This window comes from Bradyrhizobium sp. WBOS07, from assembly GCF_024585165.1.
Classification (GTDB): domain Bacteria; phylum Pseudomonadota; class Alphaproteobacteria; order Rhizobiales; family Xanthobacteraceae; genus Bradyrhizobium; species Bradyrhizobium japonicum_B.
The window spans coordinates 1291583-1310859 of record NZ_CP029008.1 but is presented as its reverse complement, the minus strand read 5'-3'; the positions used below and the strand labels follow the sequence as shown (position 1 = coordinate 1310859).

Annotated in this window: 18 protein-coding genes; 5 read left to right on the top strand and 13 right to left on the bottom strand. The window is 67.3% G+C overall.

The window, feature by feature from the left end; translation table 11 throughout:
- Window positions 1-71 precede the first annotated feature (71 nt).
- The 3 genes from DCM79_RS06145 to DCM79_RS06135 form a co-directional block, all read right to left on the bottom strand.
- A complete protein-coding gene (locus DCM79_RS06145) occupies window positions 72-2324 on the bottom strand; it encodes an ATP-binding protein (RefSeq protein ID WP_257179099.1) in 2253 nt (750 codons plus the stop codon).
- Between the two features lie 115 nt (window positions 2325-2439).
- On the bottom strand, window positions 2440-2907 hold the full coding sequence (locus DCM79_RS06140) for a hypothetical protein (RefSeq protein WP_257179098.1): 468 nt from the start codon (window positions 2905-2907) through the stop codon (window positions 2440-2442).
- A gap of 108 nt (window positions 2908-3015) precedes the next feature.
- Window positions 3016-4554, bottom strand: coding sequence for a YifB family Mg chelatase-like AAA ATPase (locus tag DCM79_RS06135; protein ID WP_257179097.1), 1539 nt, complete (start codon window positions 4552-4554; stop codon window positions 3016-3018).
- Between the two features lie 228 nt (window positions 4555-4782).
- On the opposite strand from DCM79_RS06135, the gene DCM79_RS06130 reads away from it, so the two are divergent.
- Window positions 4783-5028, top strand: a complete 246-nt coding sequence (locus DCM79_RS06130) for a PilZ domain-containing protein (protein WP_018644993.1) — start codon at window positions 4783-4785, stop codon at window positions 5026-5028.
- Window positions 5029-5107: 79 nt separating this feature from the next.
- Entirely contained in the window at window positions 5108-5881 is a 774-nt protein-coding gene (locus DCM79_RS06125; protein WP_257179095.1) for a tetratricopeptide repeat protein, read from the top strand.
- A gap of 60 nt (window positions 5882-5941) precedes the next feature.
- Here the strand turns inward: DCM79_RS06125 and DCM79_RS06120 are convergent, their stop codons facing one another.
- The 7 genes from DCM79_RS06120 to rsmI form a co-directional block, all read right to left on the bottom strand.
- A complete protein-coding gene (locus DCM79_RS06120) occupies window positions 5942-7231 on the bottom strand; it encodes an AAA family ATPase (RefSeq protein ID WP_028133531.1) in 1290 nt (429 codons plus the stop codon).
- Window positions 7228-7959: a CpaD family pilus assembly protein gene (locus tag DCM79_RS06115; RefSeq protein ID WP_257179094.1), complete on the bottom strand. Its 732-nt coding sequence runs from the start codon at window positions 7957-7959 to the stop codon at window positions 7228-7230. The genes DCM79_RS06120 and DCM79_RS06115 overlap by 4 nt, the downstream gene beginning before the upstream one ends.
- 64 nt (window positions 7960-8023) lie before the next feature.
- Window positions 8024-9541, bottom strand: coding sequence for a type II and III secretion system protein family protein (locus DCM79_RS06110; protein WP_257180706.1), 1518 nt, complete (start codon window positions 9539-9541; stop codon window positions 8024-8026).
- Window positions 9542-9551: 10 nt separating this feature from the next.
- Window positions 9552-10364: a Flp pilus assembly protein CpaB gene (gene cpaB / locus DCM79_RS06105; protein ID WP_257179093.1), complete on the bottom strand. Its 813-nt coding sequence runs from the start codon at window positions 10362-10364 to the stop codon at window positions 9552-9554.
- A gap of 363 nt (window positions 10365-10727) precedes the next feature.
- Window positions 10728-11672, bottom strand: a complete 945-nt coding sequence (gene gshB, locus DCM79_RS06100) for a glutathione synthase (RefSeq protein WP_257179092.1) — start codon at window positions 11670-11672, stop codon at window positions 10728-10730.
- A 10-nt stretch (window positions 11673-11682) separates the two neighbouring features.
- Complete coding sequence (locus DCM79_RS06095) at window positions 11683-12099, bottom strand: YraN family protein (RefSeq protein ID WP_257179091.1); 417 nt, start codon at window positions 12097-12099, stop codon at window positions 11683-11685.
- Window positions 12086-13048, bottom strand: coding sequence for a 16S rRNA (cytidine(1402)-2'-O)-methyltransferase (gene rsmI, locus DCM79_RS06090; RefSeq protein WP_257179090.1), 963 nt, complete (start codon window positions 13046-13048; stop codon window positions 12086-12088). The genes DCM79_RS06095 and rsmI overlap by 14 nt, the downstream gene beginning before the upstream one ends.
- A 338-nt stretch (window positions 13049-13386) precedes the next feature.
- Here rsmI and DCM79_RS06085 point away from each other — a divergent pair, with 338 nt between their 5' ends.
- The gene (locus DCM79_RS06085; protein WP_257179089.1) at window positions 13387-14619 is read left to right on the top strand and encodes a penicillin-binding protein activator; all 1233 of its coding nucleotides are present in this window, start codon (window positions 13387-13389) and stop codon (window positions 14617-14619) included.
- A gap of 119 nt (window positions 14620-14738) precedes the next feature.
- On the opposite strand, the gene hemW is transcribed toward DCM79_RS06085, so the two are convergent.
- From hemW to rph, 3 genes are read right to left on the bottom strand one after another with little or no spacing between them, the layout of a single operon-like run.
- Window positions 14739-15896, bottom strand: coding sequence for a radical SAM family heme chaperone HemW (gene hemW / locus DCM79_RS06080; protein WP_257179088.1), 1158 nt, complete (start codon window positions 15894-15896; stop codon window positions 14739-14741).
- Window positions 15883-16518 carry an RdgB/HAM1 family non-canonical purine NTP pyrophosphatase gene (gene rdgB, locus DCM79_RS06075; RefSeq protein WP_257179087.1) on the bottom strand — a complete coding sequence of 212 codons (636 nt, stop codon included), beginning with the start codon at window positions 16516-16518 and terminating at the stop codon, window positions 15883-15885. Before rdgB ends, hemW begins: the two co-directional genes overlap by 14 nt.
- A gap of 11 nt (window positions 16519-16529) precedes the next feature.
- Complete coding sequence (rph, locus tag DCM79_RS06070) at window positions 16530-17243, bottom strand: ribonuclease PH (RefSeq protein ID WP_257179086.1); 714 nt, start codon at window positions 17241-17243, stop codon at window positions 16530-16532.
- A gap of 167 nt (window positions 17244-17410) precedes the next feature.
- Between rph and hrcA the strand changes: the two genes are divergently transcribed.
- Both hrcA and grpE read left to right on the top strand, forming a co-directional pair.
- A complete protein-coding gene (gene hrcA / locus DCM79_RS06065) occupies window positions 17411-18499 on the top strand; it encodes a heat-inducible transcriptional repressor HrcA (RefSeq protein WP_028133542.1) in 1089 nt (362 codons plus the stop codon).
- A 109-nt stretch (window positions 18500-18608) separates the two neighbouring features.
- Window positions 18609-19226, top strand: coding sequence for a nucleotide exchange factor GrpE (gene grpE, locus DCM79_RS06060; protein WP_257179085.1), 618 nt, complete (start codon window positions 18609-18611; stop codon window positions 19224-19226).
- The last annotated feature ends 51 nt before the right edge of the window (window positions 19227-19277 follow it).

Below are 19277 nucleotides of genomic sequence, written 5' to 3'. Positions count from 1 at the left end.
TCCTCTATTGCAAAAATAGCCCCCGAGGATGGTGACGCGCAACGCGGTCGATTTCAATTGCCGATTGCCGGCTAGGCCCGGGTTCCCGCCAGGTTCCCGATCAGACCGAGCCGTTGTGATGCCGTGAGCCCTCTCAGCGCTTCGTCGAGCTTGTCGCGATCCAGCGGCTTGATCAGAAATCCGGTCATGCCTGCCTCGAAGCAGGCGTAGCGATCCTCCACCAGCGTATTGGCGGTGAGCGCGAGGATCGGTGTGTGATGGCTGCCGGCGGCGGCCTCATGCGCGCGGATACGCTTCGTCGCCTCGATGCCGTCGAGCTGCGGCATCTGGATATCCATCAGCACGAGATCATAGGGCGTGCCGGCCGACGAAGCGGCGAGCCACGATTCCAGCGCGGCCTCGCCGTGGACGGCGATGACGACGCGGTGGCCGAGTTTCGTCAGCAGCGAGCGCATCAGCAGCGCGTTGATCTCGTTATCCTCGGCGACGAGAATCGAGAGGCCCTTCGCTTGTGTGGCGCCGGCAGCTTCAGCTGCCGGTTCCGGCGCGAGTTCGGGCGATGCGATCTCCGGCGTCAGCGCGAGACGCGCGGCGAGCGAGGCCGCCCGCAGCGGCTTCACCAGGAACCCGGTGAAGGCCGGCGACAGTTCTTCGTGGCGCGAGCTCGACGTCAGCAGCACGAGACGCTGCAGCGCATGTGCGCGGGCCATTTCACCCAGATGGTCGGCCATCGCAGGACCGATTGCGCGATCGATCAGCACCGCGTGCCAAGAGCGTTCCGGCAGCAGCGCTTCGGCAACCGCCGCGTCCGCAACCAGACAGGTCTGGCCGCCCCAGCGCTCCAGGCGCCGCGCGATCAGCGCGGCTTCGATGCCGTCGGCGACGAGGAGGATCGATTTGCCGGCAAGGTCCGGGTTTGGAAAGGCCGTCTGTCCCGCGCTGCCTTGCGGGGCCGGAAGCGGCACGGCGATCTCGAAGGTCGAGCCTTTGCCCGGCGCGCTTTCGAGCGTGATGCGGCCGCCCATGCGCTTGACGATGCGCTCGCTGATGGCAAGGCCGAGCCCGGTGCCGCCATAGGTGCGGGCGACGCGCTCGTCGGCCTGCTCGAATTCGCGGAAGATCCGCTGCCGTGCCTCCGGCGCGATGCCGATGCCGGTGTCGCGGACCAGGAAGCTGATCTCGTTCGGCCAGATGCCGGGCTCGACGATCAGCGCGACGCCGCCTTGAGCGGTGAACTTGATGGCGTTGCCCGCGAGGTTGAGCAGCACCTGGCGCAGCCGTGCGGCGTCGCCGACCACCTCCAGCGGCAGGCGCTCGTCGACATAGGCGGCGATCTCGAGCGATTTCGCCTGCGCGCGCGGAGCAAGCAGCTCGGTGATCTCCTCGATCAGGACCGAGAGCGCGAAGGGACGCTGCTCGAGATCGAGCTTGCCGGCCTCGATCTTGGAATAGTCGAGCAATTCCTCGATCAGCGCCATCAAGGCTTCACCGGAGGTCTTGACCGCCTTGGCATAGGTCGCCTGCTCCGGCGTCAGATGGGTGTCGAGCAGGAGGCCGCCCATGCCGATGATGCCGTTGAGCGGCGTGCGGATCTCGTGCGAGGCCATCGCCAGGAAACGCGATTTGGCGCGGTTGGCGGCGTCGGCCTGGTCGCGCGCCTCGGACAAGGCGCGTTCGGTTTCGGTGCGATCGGTGACGTCGCGCCCCACGCTCTGCAATTCGGCGGGCTGGCCGGCATCGAGGCGGACATAGCCCTCGCGCCAGGCGATCCAGCGCGCGCCGAGCGGGGTTGCGATCTTCTGGTCGTGGATCCGGGTGCCGTTGCTCTCGCGCGCGCTGTCGCCCTGCTCCAGCACGTCGAAATCGAAACGCGTGCCGACCAGCGCGGCGCGCGTCTGTCCCGCGAGAGCGCAATAGGCCTCGTTGGCGAAGGTGATGCGGCCATCGGTGTCGCGCAGCACGATGAGGTCGCCCTGCTGCTCGAACAGGCTGCGGGCGCGTTCTTCCGCTTCCTTCAGCTCCCAATTGCGGTCGATCAGGGCTTCGTTGTGGGCGGCAAGCGTACGCAGCCGCTTGCCCACGAAGCGCAGGCGCATGCTCAGCGTCGCAAGCCCGAGGCAGGCGAGCGCGAACAGGAAGCTCGCGCCGATCGCAAAGGTGTGGGGATCGTAGCCGGAGGTGTCGGACCGGCTGCCGGACACGAAGCCATAGGCGCCGCCGAAGGTCGCCGAGAAGATCATGAAGGAGCGGATCGCGAAGGCAATGCGGGGGTGCTGCCGCCTGAAACGGCGCATGCGCACCTTGATCCGGAACGTCCGACCCATCGTCACCGACCCTTGTCTGAAACCCGCCGCCGCATGCGACGATGTCGCGTCCACCTTGCGAACAGTTTGAGGCTTCGGCTCCGCCTCCGAACAGGGTTGACGAAGTGTTAACGCGTCAGAGCGAGGCGGCCTGGAGCTGGCGATGGCTGCCGCGGGCGCCGACGATCAGCGCCGCCGCCTCGCGCAGCGAGACCGACTTCGAGCGCACGTAGATGCGGTAATCCGCCGGCCCTTCGCTGGAGAGATAGATCACCTCGCCGCCATCGACGGGCTGAGCGGCAATCGAGACGAGGCGCGTCGAGGGATTGGCCTGACAGGTCTCCGGCTCGGACCCGAGGCCGTCGTCGACCAATGCGAAGTCCGCGGCGTCGGAATCCTCGGTGACCTGAACCCGGACCGTGGCCCGCGCGGGATCTTCGGTGAAGGCGACATGCACGCCGGCGGTCCAGAACAGCGAGGTCAGCTCGACCGAGGTCTCGCCCACGGCGATGCAGGGATGCGAGACCGATCCGATCTCGGCCCGGGCAAACACCGCGGCCGCCAGCAAGGGAATAACGGAGGCCAGAATCTTGAAACGCAACATGACACTCTACTCGCCGGGCCCTCGGGGAATTCGCAGCCGAATGGGTGGGCCCTATGGTTTGCAGAGCGTAAAGGAAACTCGTTACCGCCGGGTTGACACGCGGTATCATCAAGCCATCTGCCGCACATCCTCCGCGAGTGCGCGATAGGACAATGCTTCGGCAAGATGCAGCCGGCCGATCTTGTCGGCATGGTCGAGGTCCGCGAGCGTGCGCGCCACCCGCAGCACGCGGTGATAGCCGCGCGCCGACAGCCGCATGGTCTCGGCGGCGTCGCGCAACAGTTTGGCGCCCTGCGCATCCGGCTTGGCGATCTCCTCCAGCACCGAGGCCGGCGCCTCGGCATTGGTGCGGACCTTGGGCAGGCCGGCATCCGCATAGCGCGCCAGCTGGATGTCGCGCGCTGCCGCCACGCGCGCGGCGACCTCGGCTGATCCTTCCGCCGGCGGCGGCAGGATCAGATCGGCCGCGGTCACCGCCGGCACCTCGATGCGCAGATCGATGCGGTCCATCAGCGGGCCGGAGATGCGTGCCTGGTAATCGCCGGTGCAGCGGTCGATGCGGCCGCGCTTGCAGGCATAGCCGGGCTCGAACGCATTGCCGCAGCGGCACGGATTCATCGCCGCGACCAGCATGAAGCGGGCAGGGTAGGTGACGCGATGATTGGCGCGCGACACCGCGACCTCGCCGTTCTCCAGCGGCTGACGCAGCGAATCCAGCACGCGCGGATCGAATTCGGGCAGCTCGTCGAGGAACAGCACGCCCTGATGCGCCAGCGAGATCTCGCCGGGCTTGGCGCGGATGCCGCCGCCGGTGAGCGCGGCCATGCTGGCGGAATGATGCGGTGAGCGGAACGGCCGCCGCGCCGTCAGCGCGCCGCCTTCGATCTCGCCGGCAACGGAGGCGATCATCGAGACCTCGAGCAGCTCGCCCGGGGACAGCGGCGGCAGGATCGAGGGCAGCCGTGCGGCCAGCATCGACTTGCCGGCGCCGGGCGCGCCGATCATGAGCAGATGATGCCCGCCGGCGGCCGCGATCTCCAGCGCCCGCTTGGCGCTCTCCTGGCCCTTGATGTCGCGCAGGTCCAGCGTGGACGCCGCGGCTTCGTGCACCTTCGGCGAGGGCCGCGACAGCACCTGCGTGCCCTTGAAGTGGTTGGCGATCTGGATCAGCGAGCTTGCTGCGATGATCTGGATGTCCGGGCTCGCCCAGGCCGCTTCGGAGCCGCAGGCCGCCGGGCAGATCAGCCCCTCCTCGCGTGCATTGGCGCCGATCGCGGCGGGAAGGACGCCGGCCACCGGCGCGATCGAGCCGTCGAGGCCGAGCTCGCCGAGAACGGTGAAGCCGGTCAGCGCGTCCGGCGGGATCGCCCCGATCGCCGCCATCAGGCCGAGCGCGATCGGCAGGTCGTAATGGCTGCCCTCCTTGGGCAGGTCAGCCGGCGCCAGATTGACGATGATTCGGCGCGCCGGCAGCGCCAGCCCCGAGGCGATCAGCGCCGAGCGCACCCGCTCGCGCGCCTCCGACACCGCCTTATCCGGCAGGCCGACGATGGCGAAGGCCGGCAGGCCAGGGGCGACCTGGACCTGCACGTCGACCGCGCGGGCCTCGATCCCCTCAAAAGCGACGGTGGAAACCCGCTGCACCATGCTCAAACCAGCCTGCCCCTCTCGCGCAATTAGGGGTAGCAGAGCGCGGCTCCTTTCGCAAGAACAATACAGGAACATCCCGCAGGGGCGGACAGGCCCTAACCCTTCGTAAACGCCGAGCCGACACTACGCTTCGAATGCGAGCTTCTGCCCTCAGCACATTCCAACGAATGTCCGCTACTCCTGGGGCTACGGGATGGGCCGTGGTCTAACGGGTGAACAATTCAAATGCTTGCAAATCGCCGCAGAAGCGAACGTCGGGTGTGCAGCCGCCTCGCCAAGATCCATTTTGGCGCGGGCTCGCTGCCGCGGGACTGCACGATCACCGATATTTCGGATGGTGGCGTGAAAGTGGTGGCGGAATTTCTGGAAGTGCCGCCGCAATTCACCATCATCTTCGCGCCGGACTATTCCCGGCAATGCCGCCTGCGCTGGCGCATCGGCTGCGAGTTCGGCGCTGAATTCGTCGACTGAGAGGCGGGGGCCCGCGTCCTTAACGGGACTTTAGCGTTAATCGGTAAGCATCTCTGATCAGTTGCCGAGTGATCAGAGTATGTCCAAGCGTTCGTCTCTCGCCTTTCCGCCGGCGAGATTGCTGTCTCCCGCACTGCTGGTGCTCGTCCTCGGCGGCTGCCAGACCGCCGGCGTCGAGGATGTCACCGGCGCGCTCGGCATCAGGTCGGAAACGACCGTCAAGACGGATCCCAAGCCGGACATGGACGCCTTGCGCGCGCGTTACCGCGCCAAGCCCGGCGATCCCGCAATGGCGATCGAATACGGCAAGGCACTGCGCGAGACCGGCCAGCGCGCCCAGGCGGTCGCGGTGCTGGAGCAGGCCGTGCTCGCCCATCCCAGCAACAAGGCGCTGCTCGCCGGCTATGGCCGCGCGCTCGCCGACAGCGGCAATTTCCAGCAGGCCTTCGACGTTCTCAGCCGCGCGCATTCGCCCGAGGATCCCGACTGGCGCATCCTGTCGGCGCAAGGCGCGGCGCTCGATCAGCTCGGCCGCCACGAGGAGGCGCAGCAATATTACGCGAGCGCCCTGAAGATCGTGCCCGACGAGCCGCAGGTGCTGTCCAATCTCGGCCTGTCCTACATGCTCCAGAACAATCTGCCGCGCGCCGAGCAGATCCTCGGCCGCGCCCATCAGCGCAATCAGAACGATTCGCGGATTCGTGCCAACCTCGCGCTCGTGCTGGGATTGCAGGGCCGCCAGGCCGAGGCTGAAATCCTGGTCAAGGCAGATCTGCCGCCGGACCAGGCGGCGGCCAAAGTCACGGCGCTGCGGCAAATGCTGGCGAAGAAGCAGCAGCAGGCCGAGAAGTAACCCGCCAGCCGACGGCATTCCTGCTCGTCGCGTTCTCGCGAGGCGAAAACGCTGTCGCGGCTACGACGCCTTGCGGTGCGGAGCCGATGGGCGGCCCGACCGGCCCTTCAGCTTCTTCAGCAGCGGCTCCAGCAGCGAGCGCTTCGGCTTCTTCACCTCGCCGCGGCCGGCGAGGCGGTTCGCCATGGTCTGAAACAGCGCGGTGGTGCGGTGGTTCTTGGCGACTTCCGCGATCATCTGGCCGTTATTGGCCGCGGTCGAGAACAGCTTCGAATCGAACGGGATCACCGCGATCGGCTGGCTCTCCATGGTCTTGGCGAAGGCCTTGACGTCGATCTCCGCGCGCTTGTGCATGCCGACCTGGTTGATGCAGTACAGCGGCGGCCGGTCGTTCGGTCGTGCCGCCTTCAGCACGGTCAGCATGTTCTTGGTGTTGCGCAGGTTGGCGAGATCGGGCTCGGCGACGATCACGATGTCGTCGGCGTTCACCAGCGCGCGACGCGTCCAGCCGGACCATTGGTGGGGAACGTCGAGCACGATGCAGGGCGTGGTCATGCGTAGCGTGTCGAACACGGCGTCGAACGCTTCGGCGCCGAAATCGTAGACGCGGTCGAGAGAGGCAGGCGCAGCGAGCAGGCTGAGGCGCTCGGTGCATTTGGCGAGCAGGCGCTCCATCAGCGCCGTGTCCGGCCGGTCCTGCGACAGCACCGCGTTGGCGATGCCTTGGACCGGATCCTGGTTGTAGTCGAGGCTCGCCGTGCCGAAGGCGAGGTCGAGGTCGATCACGACCGAATCGAGCGAAAGGTCGCGGGCGATGGTCCAGGCCACGTTGTGCGCGACGGTGGAGGCGCCGACGCCGCCCTTGGCGCCGACCACTGCGATGACGCGGCCGGTGATGATGGCCTCGGAGGCCGAGAACAGGCTGCAGATCGAGCGGACGACGTCGAGGGTCTCGACCGGTCCGATTACGTAATCGTTGACGCCGCGGCGCACCAGCTCGCGATAGGGCGCCGTGTCGTTGGGATTGCCGATCACGACCACGCGGGTGCCGGGGTCGCAGACGCCGGCGAGATCGTCCAATCCCTCGAGGATGTCGCGCGTGCCGTCGGATTCGATCACGATCACGTTCGGCGTCGGCATCGATTCATAGACTTCGATCGCCGCGGCAAGGCCGCCGTCCTTGGCGGTGAGGTGCGCCTTGGCGAGCCGGCGGTCCTGCCCCGCTGCGGTCACCGCTTGGAGCGTCTGCTCGGTCTCGCAAAAGGCCTGCACGGAGATGCGAGGAACCGGCGCAATGTGTTCCTCGGGGTGCCCTAGGTCGTCCGAATCTTCGTCGTGGAGCCGTGTCATTTGCCGGTATCGCTGAGCTTGGCCTTGTCGGCGTCGGGGTTGGGTGTCGCGACCGCGGTGCCCTTGCGATAGCGCTCGAAGGCGATGTCGCGCCGCGCGGTGTAGGCCGGCGTCTCGGATCGCGGCTGCTCGAGGTCGGCGGGGTTGTCGATCATTGCCGCGAGGTTGCGCTGGCTGGCGCAGCCCAGATTGAAATAGGGCCGGTTCTCGTTGTAGCCGGGATCGAGGATGGAGGGACCGATGTCTTCCGGCCACAGACCGCAGGGACCCGCGACCGCGGTGATCTTCGAGTAGCTGAGGCGGATGGTGGGCAGCAGCCCGGGGTCTTCAGGGCGATAGGGATGCTGCACGATGGCGCGCGCCGGCACGCCGCCGGATGTGAGCACCGAGCGGATTTCACGATAGGTCGCGGCCGCCGCGCGTGAATTTGCGCTGTCGACGGGGACGTCGACGACGACGGAGCCGGTGCCTTCGCGCATCCAGTCCCGCGCAATGCCGGCGACATCCGAATGCTGCGCGGCCGACAGGCCGCCGCGCGCCGTGCCGACGAAGATCACGATCGACTTCCGGCCCTCCTGCACCGCGATCGGGTGGCGCTGGCGGTAGTCGGTCGGTACTGTCTGAGTGATGTCGCCGGCGGTGTTGCAGGCGCCGAGCATCAAGGACAGCCCGGTCAATGCCAGCGCGATCCCAAAGCCGCGACGTCGATCGGCAGATGTTGTCGTCATCGCCCGGTCCCCTCTTGCACCGTTCCTTGCCCCATTGCTTGCCGCGGTCCCCAAACCGTTCGCCTCAGTCGATGATGAAGCCGAAATCGCCGGGCGCGCCGTTGATCGGATCGACGCGCCGCGTGGTGCCATAGAGCCGGTTCATGCGGCCGAGCAGCGCCGTCTGCGCATCGGAGGCCGGTGCGAAGCCGTCGTCGGGCCGCGACAATTCCTTCTGCGCGACCGCGCGCACCACATAGGGCGTCACGATCACCATCAGCTCGGTCTCGTTGTTGACGAAGTCCTGGCTGCGGAACAGCGCGCCGATGATCGGCACCTGGTCGACGCCGGGCAGGCCGTTGATTGCCTGCTTGGTCTGCTGCTGGATCAGGCCGGCCATCGCCATCGAGCCGCCCGAGGGAATCTCGAGCGTGGTCTCGGCGCGGCGGGTCTGGATCGAGGGAATGGTGATCGAGTTGCTCGAGGTCGAGGACACCGCCTGCGTCAACGTGATCGAGTTGGTGTTGGACAGCTCCGAGACCTCGGTCATCACGCGCAGGCTGATGCGGCCTTCGCTCAGCACGACCGGGGTGAAGTTCAGGGAGATGCCGAACTTCTTGTAGGTGACCTGGGTGGTACAGACGTGGGTGACCGGGTCGCAGGAATAGCCTGCGGGGATCGGGAATTCGCCGCCGGCGATGAAGGTGGCGGATTCGCCCGAGATCGCGGTCAGGCTGGGTTCGGCGAGCGTCCGCATCACACCGGCGCTTTCCATCGCGCGCATGGTGGCGCTGACGGTGGCAACGCCCTTGGCGAGGCCGGCGACGCCGAGCCCGTTGCTGCCGACGATCGGCCCGCCCGAGACCGAGAACGGGTTGGAATTGTTGAAATTCACCACGGCCGTGCCGGCATTCAGGCTGGCGCTGAGATCGACGCCGAGCTGCTTGACGATGTCGCGGCGCACTTCGCCGACGACGACCTTGAGCATCACCTGGTCGCGGCCGCGCACGACGATGTTGTTGACGACCTTGTCCGATCCGCCGACCAGCTTTGCGGCGACGTCGCCGGCCTGCTGCGCCTCGACCGGGCTCGACACCGATCCGGTCAGCATCACGCTGTCGCCGACGCCTTCGATCTGCACGCCCGGCAGCGACTGGCGCAGGGCCGTGCGCATGCCGTTGAGATCGCGCTTGACCGCGATGTCATAGGAGGCGACCTGCTGGCCGTCGGCGGCGAAGAAGACGACGTTGGTCTGGCCGACCTGACCACCGATGATGTAGGCGCGCTGGGCCGAGCGAATCACCGCATTGGCGATCTTGGGATCGGCCACCAGCACGTCCTTGACTTCGCGGGGCAGGTCGATGACGACGGATTTACCGATGCCGAGCGAGAGAAAGCGCGTCCGCGCCGGCGCGATCGTCGCGACCGGCGACACACCGAGATCCGGCGCCTGGATCGGCGCCTGGTCGCCGACCGGCGCGTCGGCGGCGTCGACGCAACCGGGCGCTGCGAGCAGCCCCAGCATCAGCATCGTCCCCGCAAAGAACGAGCGCGCGCGCTTCCCCCGAATGCGCAGGCCCGTCCGATCATCCCCGTAATTCATCATGTCCCCATCACTTCTGTGACGTCAGTTGCCGCGTCTGCACGCCGTAGCGGATGACGTCGATGCCTGCGGAGCGCTTTGCCCCCTGGTCCTCGACGGTGACTTCCGTCGCGTTGGCATCGACGATGCTTCGCAGCGCAAGCTGGAGCGTGCCGCCCTGGCGCGCGGCTGAAAGCGTGGCGACCTGGTCGGGCTTGAGTTCGAGCGTGACGGTCTTGCCGACCACGGCGGTCTGACCGTCCTTTTCCTTCGGCGCCTGGTCGATCGCGAGCACGCGGACGTTGGTCAGGATGACTTCGGACACGATGAGGTCGTTGCCGGCGGTCGGGCCGTTGGTATCGGGATTCTTCAGGCGACGTGTCAGCACGATGTCGACGCGGTCGTTCGGCAGGATGAAGCCGCCGGCGCCGGTCTCGGCGGAGATCTCGGTCGAAACGGCGCGCATGCCGGAAGGCAGGATCGCGGCCATGAAGCCGGAGCCTTCAGCCCTGACCAGCTTCTGCTCGCGGATCGGCTCGCCCTGCATCAGGGGGACGCGCGCGATCGAGCCGGCGATCTGGCTCTGCGCCTCGGGCCTGTTGTCACGGCGGATGAAGGCGCTGCTCGCGGTCGCCGCCGGCCAGGTCTGCCATTGCAGATCGTCAGGCTTGAGCGCCTGGCCGAGCTGGATGTCGTTCTTGGCGATGAGGACTTCGACCGTCGGCAGCTTCTCGACGACGGCCTCAACGGGCGCGGGGGCATTCTGATAGCCGCTCGCCAGATACGCAGCGACGCCGCCGGCGGCCAGCGCGATGACGAGAACGACAATGCGTGCGGTGTTCATACGCTTTACTCATACGCGGGGCACGCGAACCGCACCTGGCGGGTTCCCCCGTGTCGATGAGTAGGGAGTAAAAGTATAAGGGGTGTTGCGAGGCCGAGCGCGCCGACCGGCAGCGATGCGGGTTCTCGGCAGATGGTGAACGCGGCGTTATCCAGTCGGCCAGCGGCCCCGTAGTTTCACGCAGAGCGCGCTCGTGCGTTGGCCCGAGGCGGAGAGCGTCATGGTGAATGGGTGGTTAGTGAGCCGCGGGTTATGCCGCGCGCATCGTCCGTAGCCCGGATGGAGCGGAGCGCAATCCGGGGCCGCGGAGTCCGTAGTGAGGCCCCGGATTTCGCTCCGCTCCATCCGGGCTACGAGCAGGACCTATTTCTTCCGCTTTGCTTCGATCACGTCCCAGATCTTCGCGGCGACGTCAGGGCCACCGAGCCGCGCGATGGCGCGGATGCCGGTGGGGGAGGTCACGTTGATCTCGGTGAGGTTGCCGTTGATGACGTCGATCCCGACGAACAACAGGCCGCGCTCGCGCAAGGCCGGGCCGAGGGTGGCGCAGATCTCGCGCTCGCGCGGAGTGAGCTCGGTCTCCTGCGCCGCGCCGCCGCGCACCATGTTGGAGCGGAGGTCGTCGGCGGCCGGCACGCGGTTCACCGCGCCGGCGAATTCGCCGTTGACCAGGATGATGCGCTTGTCGCCGTGCCTCACCTCCGGGATGAATTGCTGGATCACCCACGGCTCCCTGAACGTCACGGAGAACATGTCGAACAGCGAGCCGAAATTCATGTCCTGCGGCATCACGCGGAACACCGCCGCGCCGCCATGGCCGTGCAGCGGCTTCATCACGACGGCGCCATGCTTGTCGCGAAACGCGTTGATCTCATCGACGTCGCGCGAGATCAGCGTCGGCGGCATCAGCTGCGGGAAGTTCATCACAAACAGCTTTTCCGGCGCGTTGCGGACCGAGGCGGGATCGTTGACCACCAGCGTCTTCGGATGGATGCGCTCCAGAAGATGCGTCGAGGTGATGTAGGCGAGGTCGAACGGCGGATCCTGCCGCAGCAGCACCACGTCGAAGCCGTTCAGCGCCTCGCGCCTGGGCTCCCCGAGCGTGAAGTGGTTGCCGGGCTCGTCGCGCACGGTCAGGAGGTGAACGGGGGCCACGATCTCCTCGCCGACCATCGAGAGCTTGTCGGGCGTGTAATAGGACAGGCCATGGCCGCGCTTCTGAGCCTCCAGCAGCAGCGCGAAGGTGGAATCGCCCTTGATGTTGATGCGGGCGATGGGGTCCATCTGGACGGCGACGTTCAGTTTCATGGTCTGCCTTTCAGGTCGAGGCGTCGAATGCTGCCAACACATGGCGCGGAAGTGAGCGCGGCGCAATCAGCATGGCGTCGAATCGCAATTCGAATTCGGCATGCTCGGGATGCGCGACGAGCCAGCCTTGCGCGGCATCGATGATGCGCTGCTGCTGGCGCGGCGTCACGGCAAAGGCGGCATCGTCCAGCGTCGCGCGCGCCTTGACCTCGACGAACGCGATCAGGTTGCGGCGGCGCGCCACGATGTCGATCTCGCCATGCGCCGTGCGGTAGCGCTTGGCCAGAATGCGATAGCCCTTGGCCATGAGATAGGCGGCGGCGCGGCTTTCCGCGGAGATGCCGGTGTGGAACGCGGCGACGCGTTCGGGCGAGGCGGCCTTTGGTTCCCTTGGAATCTCAGTCTTCGGGATCTCAGTCTTCGCCATCGCCGCCCCGCGAATGCTTGTGCAGAGTCTTGGCGAGCTCGAGCGCGCGGGCATAGACCTCGCGGCGCGGCCGGCCCGAGAGCGCGACGGCGTGCGCCACGGCATCCTTGACGCTGTGGGCGGCCAGCTGCTCGCGCAGGAGACCATCGAGCGCATCCATCGTCAGCACCTCGGCATCCGCGGGCGGCGGGCCGATCACCAGGACGAACTCGCCGCGCGTCTCCGGCGCGTCCGCCTGCCGCGCCAGCTCGGCGAGGGGAGCGCGCCTGACCTCCTCGTGCAGCTTGGTCAGTTCGCGGCAGATTGCGGCGTCCCGCTCACCCATGATCTCGGCGAGATCGGTCAAGGTGGCCTGCATCCGGTTTCCTGATTCGAACATCACCAGCGTCGCGTCGATGCGCGCGAGCTCGGCCAGGCGGGCGCGGCGCGCGGCGGATTTCGCCGGCAGGAAACCCTCGAAGAAGAAGCGGTCGGTCGGCAGCGCCGCCACCGACAGCGCGGCGAGGACGGAGGACGGGCCCGGCAGCGCGTGCACGGCGTGGCCGGCGGCGCAGACCTCGCGCACCAGCTTGAAGCCGGGATCGGAGATCAGCGGCGTGCCGGCATCCGAGACCAGCGCGACCGAGCCGCCGGCCGCGAGCGCCTCCAGGATTTTTGGACGGGCGGCTTCCGCATTGTGCTCGTGATATTGCTTGAGCTGCGCCGCGATGGCGTAGCGCTCGGTCAGGCGCCGGGTGATTCTTGTGTCCTCGCAGGCGATGACATCGACGCCGGCGAGGGTCTGGAGCGCCCGCAGCGTGATGTCGCCGAGATTGCCGATCGGGGTTGCGACCAGATGCAGGCCCGGTGCCGCCTTCGGCGCCGTGAGCCGATGGGCATCGATGGAGAAACCGCGCGAGGCGGCCTCTTGAGCTTCAGACGTATTTATCGGGGCCGGCTTTGCGCGCATAATGAAGTCAACTTAGGCACGATCGCTGAGGCTGGGAACCGGCTCGCCGAAAAAGATCGTGGCGAGATGAGGGGCTGGGAACGGACGGGAATGTGATCGGTCGGGATCACGTCGGGAGGGGGTGAGGGGCCTCGCGCCATATTCGCGACGGAAACTCCGCCTTGATGCTGGGTTAGCGACGGCGAACAGCTGCCGGGACAGGAAGGCGGCCGCGTTAAGCGGCTATTATCCTTTTGTTTTGGTTAACTATTTGCCGACAATATGCCTGAATCCGCGGCCTGCGCCGTGGAAGGAAGATCATGACCGGCCGGCGATGGCGGGTCAGAAGAGAAGCTGCCATGGTGGGCCCGCGTTTTCCTAAGTCTCCCATTCCGGGGTCCCTGATGTCGGGGGCGACCCGCCGGAGCGCGCTCGGCCTGTTGCTCGGCGCGCCCCTGCTGTCGGCCTGTGCCGGCGTGCAGCAGAGCCTCAGCCAGTTCTCCAACCCGTTCTCGAGCTCGGCACCGCCGGCCCAGCCGGCCGGCCCGCCGCAGCAGGCGACGACCGCTGGCACCGGCGGGGTCAAGGTCGCCGTGATCCTGCCGCTGTCCGCGGCCGGCAATGCCGGCCTTGCCGCGCAATCCATGCGCAATGCCGCCGAGATGGCGCTGGCCGAGTTCCAGAACCCGAACATCCAGCTCCTGATCAAGGACGACAACGGCAGCCCGCAAGGCGCCCAGGCCGGCGCGCAGCAGGCGGTCGACGAAGGCGCCGAGATCATCCTCGGGCCGCTGTTCGCGCAATCGGTGCCGGCGGTGGCGCAGGTCGCGCGCACGCGCGGCATTTCCGTCATCGCCTTCTCGACCGATTCCAGCATCGCCGGCCGCGGCGTCTATCTGCTCTCGTTCCTGCCGGAATCCGACGTCAATCGCATCGTCGAATATTCTGCCAGCATCGGAAAGCGCTCGCTCGCCGTGCTCGTGCCCGACAATGCCTATGGCAATGTCGTCGAGGCCGCGGTGAAGGCGGCGGCGCCGCGCCGTGGCGGACGCATCGTCGCTTTCGAGCGATACGGCGCCGACCGCGCCACGCCGGCGCGCACCGTGGCACAGCAGCTCGGCAGCGCGGACGCGCTGTTCATCGCCGATGACGGCGATGCCGTGGTGACGGTGGCCGACGCGATGACGGCCGCGGGCGCGAATCTGCGCAACATCCAGCTGCTCGGCACCGGCCTGTGGGACAATCCGCGCGTCTATGCCAGCGCCGCGCTCCAGGGTGGCCTTTACGCTGCGCCCGACCCGGCCGGCTTCCGCGCTTTCTCCGGCCGCTACCGCACCAAATACGGCGCCGAGCCGATCCGCACCGCGACGCTCGCCTACGACGCCGTCGCTCTCGTCGCCGCGCTCGCGCGCACGCAAGGCACCACGCGGTTCTCGCCCGACGTGCTCACCAATCCCTCAGGCTTCGCCGGCATTGACGGCCTGTTCCGCTTCCGCGCGGACGGCACCAACGAACGCGGTCTTGCGGTGATGAAGGTGACGCAAGGCGGCGGCGTCGCGGTTGCAGGCTCGCCGAAGAGCTTTGGAGCGTAGCTCCGGACGACGGTGCCGTAGGGTGGGCAAAGGCGCACTTGCGCCGTGCCCACCATCTCTCAGCTAATCGCGTGCAGTTGCGTGGGCACGCTTCGCTTTGCCCACCCTACAGCAGCGCGTTATGCTGCGAGATCCGCGACCACTGCATCCAGCACCGGAAATCCACTGCTGGTCACGCGCAGGCGGCCCGTCGCATCCACAATGATCGCGCCTTCTTCGCGCAAGAGCGCGATGCGCTTGGGATCGAGCGGACGGCCGGAGAGCGCCTTGTAACGCTCGGGGTCGATGCCTTCCGCGAGACGCAATCCCATCAGCAGGAATTCGTCGGCGCGTTCCTCGCTGTTGAGCAGCTCGTCGGTGACGATGCCATGGCCATTGGTCTCGACCCGCATCAGCCAGGCTTCGGGACGCTTCTCGGTGGCGGTCGCGTGTCTGACACCGTCGATGTCGAGGCGGCCATGCGCGCCGGGGCCGACGCCTGCATATTCCTCGCCGCGCCAATACACCAGATTGTGCCGGCACTCGGCGCCGCGCCGCGCGTGATTGGAGATCTCGTAGGCGGGCAGCCCGAGCTTGTCGCAGGTCTCCTGCGTGACGTCGTAAAGCGCGCGCGCGACCGCTTCATCCGGCGTCTTCAACTTGCCGGCCTGGTGCAGGCCGAAGAACGGCGTGCCTTCCTCGATCGTCAGTTGATAAAGCGACAGATGCTCGGCCGCTTCATCGATGGCGAGGCGCAGCTCATCGGCCCACATCGCCGGCGTCTGGTCGGGGCGGGCATAGATCAGGTCGAACGAATAGCGGTCGAACGAACGGCGCGCGATGGCGACGGCATCGAGCGCCTCGCGCGCGCTGTGCAGGCGTCCCAGCGCCTTCAGCGAGGCGTCATCGAGCGCCTGCACGCCGAGCGAGACGCGGTTGACGCCGGCGCTGCGATAGCCGGCAAAGCGCGTGGCCTCGACGCTGGTCGGGTTGGCTTCGAGCGTGACTTCGACGTCGCTCGCGACGGTCCAGTGCTTGCCGATCGCATCGAGCACCGCGCCGACCGTTGCGGGCTGCATCAGGGATGGCGTGCCGCCGCCAAGGAAGATCGAGGTGACTTCGCGGCCCGGCGCACGCGCCGCGGTCGTTTCGATCTCACGCGCGAACGCGGAGGCAAAGCGCGCTTCGTCGATCGCGGCGTGGCGGACATGGCTGTTGAAGTCGCAATAAGGACACTTCGACAGGCAGAACGGCCAGTGCACGTAGACGCCGAAGGCGGCTTCCTTAGCGCGGCTCAAGGCAGATCTCCGCCAGTTTCACGAAGGCGCGGGCGCGGTGCGACAGGCCGAGACCGAGCGGCGGCAGGCCGTGCTTCTCGATGCTCTCCATCTCGCCGAAGGTGCGGTCGTGGCCATCGGGCAGGAACATCGGATCGTAGCCGAAGCCGGCATTACCGCGCGGCGGCCAGACCAGGGTGCCGTCAACGCGCGCCTCGACCTGTTCGAGGTGATGGTCGGGCCAGGCCACGCAGAGCGCGGAGACGAAATGCGCTCTGCGGCGGTCCGCGGTGGTGGCGCCGCGCTCCTGCAACAGGCGCTCGATCTGCGCCATCGCCGCGTTGAAATCCTTGGAAGGGCCGGCCCAGCGCGCGCTGTAGATGCCGGGTGCGCCGTCGAGCGCGTCGACCACGATGCCGGAATCGTCGGCGAAGGCGGGAAGCTTGGTCGCCTGTGCCGCCGCGATCGCCTTGATCGCGGCGTTGCTGCGGAAATCGTTGCCGGTCTCCTCCGGCTCGGCGAGGCCGAGCTCGCCGGCCGACACCGCCTCGACGCCGTGGGGCGCGAGCAGCTCCCGCATCTCGGCCAGCTTGCCGGGATTGTGGGTGGCGATGACGAGCTTTCCGGTGATTCGGCGGTGCATGGGCCTATTGACTACGCGACAGCCAGTTTCTGCAAGTCCACGAGACGCGCGACGCCCTTGCGCGCCAATGCCATCAGCGCCAGGAACTCGGCTTCCGTGAACGGTTCGCGTTCCGCCGTGCCCTGCACCTCGATGATGCGGCCGTCGCCGGTCATGACGAAATTGGCGTCGGTCTCGGCTTCCGAATCCTCGGCATAATCGAGGTCGAGCACCGGCGTGCCGTTGTAGATGCCGCAGGAGATCGCGGCGACGTTGTCGCGCATGACGTTGGCCTTGATCATGTTGCGCGCCTTCATCCAGTTGATGCAGTCGGCCAGTGCGACCCAGGCGCCCGTGATCGAGGCCGTGCGCGTGCCGCCGTCGGCCTGCAGCACGTCGCAATCGACCGTGATCTGGCGCTCGCCGAGGGCCTCGAGGTCGACGATGGTGCGCAGCGAGCGGCCGATCAGGCGCTGGATCTCGACGGTGCGGCCGCTCTGCTTGCCGGCGGCGGCCTCGCGGCGAGTGCGTTCCGAGGTGGCGCGCGGCAACATGCCGTATTCGGCGGTGACCCAGCCGCGGCCCTGGCCCTTCAGCCACGGTGGCAAGCGGTCCTCCAGCGTGGCGGTGACCAGCACATGGGTGTCGCCGAACTTCACCAGGCAGGAGCCTTCCGCATATTTGACCACACCGCGCTCCAGCGTCACGGGGCGCAATTCGTCGGGCGCACGGCGGCTTGGCCGCATGGGAAATCCTCCAAAACTCACGGGAAAGGCTGTTGGCGGTGCTTGTAGGTGGGGCGAAGGTGGGCGGCAAGGGCTTATTCGGCCCCTGATTCCGGGCCGACAAACGCCACGCTTGTCAGAAGCGCCCGGGATGGACAAATTATGAGGATCTGAGAGGAGTTACCGCTGTGGCCCATCACGATCCGATCCATCTGATCGCGCCGCGCGCAGGCCTCGCCCAGCTCAACGAGCGTTCCCGCGATATCTTTCGTCAAATTGTCGAAAGTTACCTCGCGACCGGTGAGCCCGTGGGCTCGCGCAATATCTCGCGCCTGATCGCCATGCCGCTGTCGCCGGCCTCGGTCCGCAACGTCATGGCCGATCTGGAACAGCTCGGCCTGATCTATGCGCCGCACACTTCCGCCGGCCGGCTGCCGACGGAACTCGGCCTGCGCTTCTTCGTCGATGCCTTGATGCAGGTCGGCGACCTCAACGAGGCCGAACGGCAGTCGATCCAGAGCCAGCTCACGTCCGTAGGCCAGGCCCACTCGGTCGAGGCGGCGCTGGACCAGGCGCTGACGCGGCTGTCCGGGCTGACGCGGGCCGCGGCGGTGGTGCTGACGCCAAAGTCCAATGCACGGCTCAAGCACATCGAATTCGTCCGCCTGGAACCGGAGAAGGCCCTGGTCATCCTCGTCGGCGAGGACGGTCAGGTCGAGAACCGTGTGCTGACGCTGCCCCCTGGAGTTCCCTCCTCGGCGATCACCGAAGCCGGCAATTTCCTCAATGCGCGAATCCGCGGCCGCACCCTGGCCGAGGCGCGGCTCGAGCTCGAGACGGCGCTGGCCGAGGCCCGCGCCGAGCTCGACCAGCTCGCACAGAAGGTGATTTCCGCCGGAATCGCCAGCTGGTCCGGCGGCGAGAACGAGGACCGCCAGCTCATCGTGCGCGGCCATGCCAATCTGCTCGAAGATCTGCACGCGCTGGAGGATCTGGAGCGGGTGCGCCTGTTGTTCGACGATCTCGAGACCAAGCGCGGCGTGATCGATCTGCTCGGCCGGGCCGAAACGGCCGAGGGCGTGCGCATCTTCATCGGCAGCGAGAACAAGCTGTTCTCGCTCTCGGGGTCCTCCACCATCATTGCGCCCTATCGGGATGCCGCCGGTCACATCGTCGGCGTCCTCGGCGTGATCGGCCCGACGCGGCTGAATTATGCCCGCGTGATCCCGACGGTGGACTACGCCGCCCGCATCGTCAGCCGCCTTTTGGGGGGCTGACCGGCCTTTCCGCCGATCACGGGCGCTTGATTTTCGCGGCCCAAAGCACGATATGCGGGCCAACAATCCCAGACCACCTTGAGTCCAGACGAGTTCGAGAAGAGAGCCGATGACCGATCGAGACCGGCAACCCGAAGACGCGGCCGCGCCGACTGGCGAGCCCGTGGCGTCAAAGCCCTACATCATGCCCGACGATCCCGAGCCCGGCTCGGTCGAGACCCTGCAGAAGGAGGTCGCCGAGGCGCGCGATCGCATGCTGCGGACGCTGGCCGAGATGGAAAATCTGCGCAAGCGCACCACCAAGGAAGTCGCCGACGCCCGCCTCTACGGCATCACCGGCTTTGCCCGCGACGTGCTCGACATCGCCGACAATCTTCAGCGCGCGCTCGACGCCGTCCCGGCCGAGGCGCGTGCCACCGCCGATCCCGGCCTGACCTCGCTGATCGAGGGCGTCGAGCTCACCGAGCGCGCGCTGCATAGCGCGTTGGAAAAGCACGGCGTGAAGAAGCTCGATCCGCAGGGACAGAAGTTCGACCCGAACTTCCACCAGGCGATGTACGAAGTGCCCGATCCGTCGGTGCCGTCGGGCACCGTGGTGCAGATCATGCAGGCCGGCTACACCATCGGCGAGCGCGTGCTGCGCCCGGCGCTGGTCGGCGTCGCCAAGGGCGGCGCAAAGCCAGCGGCCGCGGCGAACAACAACGAATCGAGCAGCGCGCCGAACTGATTGTTGCTGTCATTCCGGGGCGCGACGAAGTCGCGAGCCCGGAATCCATCA

What these genes read in the sequence shown, in the direction of transcription:
- DCM79_RS06140 (WP_257179098.1), bottom strand. Translation starts at nt 2,907, where the DNA reads ATGTTGCGTTTCAAGATTCTGGCCTCCGTTATTCCCTTGCTGGCGGCC.
- cpaB (WP_257179093.1), bottom strand. Translation starts at nt 10,364, where the DNA reads ATGAACACCGCACGCATTGTCGTTCTCGTCATCGCGCTGGCCGCCGGC.
- DCM79_RS06135 (WP_257179097.1), bottom strand. Translation starts at nt 4,554, where the DNA reads ATGGTGCAGCGGGTTTCCACCGTCGCTTTTGAGGGGATCGAGGCCCGC.
- DCM79_RS06125 (WP_257179095.1), top strand. Translation starts at nt 5,108, where the DNA reads ATGTCCAAGCGTTCGTCTCTCGCCTTTCCGCCGGCGAGATTGCTGTCT.
- DCM79_RS06130 (WP_018644993.1), top strand. Translation starts at nt 4,783, where the DNA reads ATGCTTGCAAATCGCCGCAGAAGCGAACGTCGGGTGTGCAGCCGCCTC.
- grpE (WP_257179085.1), top strand. Translation starts at nt 18,609, where the DNA reads ATGACCGATCGAGACCGGCAACCCGAAGACGCGGCCGCGCCGACTGGC.
- DCM79_RS06095 (WP_257179091.1), bottom strand. Translation starts at nt 12,099, where the DNA reads ATGGCGAAGACTGAGATCCCGAAGACTGAGATTCCAAGGGAACCAAAG.
- DCM79_RS06110 (WP_257180706.1), bottom strand. Translation starts at nt 9,541, where the DNA reads ATGAATTACGGGGATGATCGGACGGGCCTGCGCATTCGGGGGAAGCGC.
- DCM79_RS06145 (WP_257179099.1), bottom strand. Translation starts at nt 2,324, where the DNA reads ATGGGTCGGACGTTCCGGATCAAGGTGCGCATGCGCCGTTTCAGGCGG.
- rdgB (WP_257179087.1), bottom strand. Translation starts at nt 16,518, where the DNA reads ATGCACCGCCGAATCACCGGAAAGCTCGTCATCGCCACCCACAATCCC.
- DCM79_RS06115 (WP_257179094.1), bottom strand. Translation starts at nt 7,959, where the DNA reads ATGACGACAACATCTGCCGATCGACGTCGCGGCTTTGGGATCGCGCTG.
- DCM79_RS06085 (WP_257179089.1), top strand. Translation starts at nt 13,387, where the DNA reads ATGGTGGGCCCGCGTTTTCCTAAGTCTCCCATTCCGGGGTCCCTGATG.
- DCM79_RS06120 (WP_028133531.1), bottom strand. Translation starts at nt 7,231, where the DNA reads ATGACACGGCTCCACGACGAAGATTCGGACGACCTAGGGCACCCCGAG.
- rph (WP_257179086.1), bottom strand. Translation starts at nt 17,243, where the DNA reads ATGCGGCCAAGCCGCCGTGCGCCCGACGAATTGCGCCCCGTGACGCTG.
- gshB (WP_257179092.1), bottom strand. Translation starts at nt 11,672, where the DNA reads ATGAAACTGAACGTCGCCGTCCAGATGGACCCCATCGCCCGCATCAAC.
- rsmI (WP_257179090.1), bottom strand. Translation starts at nt 13,048, where the DNA reads ATGCGCGCAAAGCCGGCCCCGATAAATACGTCTGAAGCTCAAGAGGCC.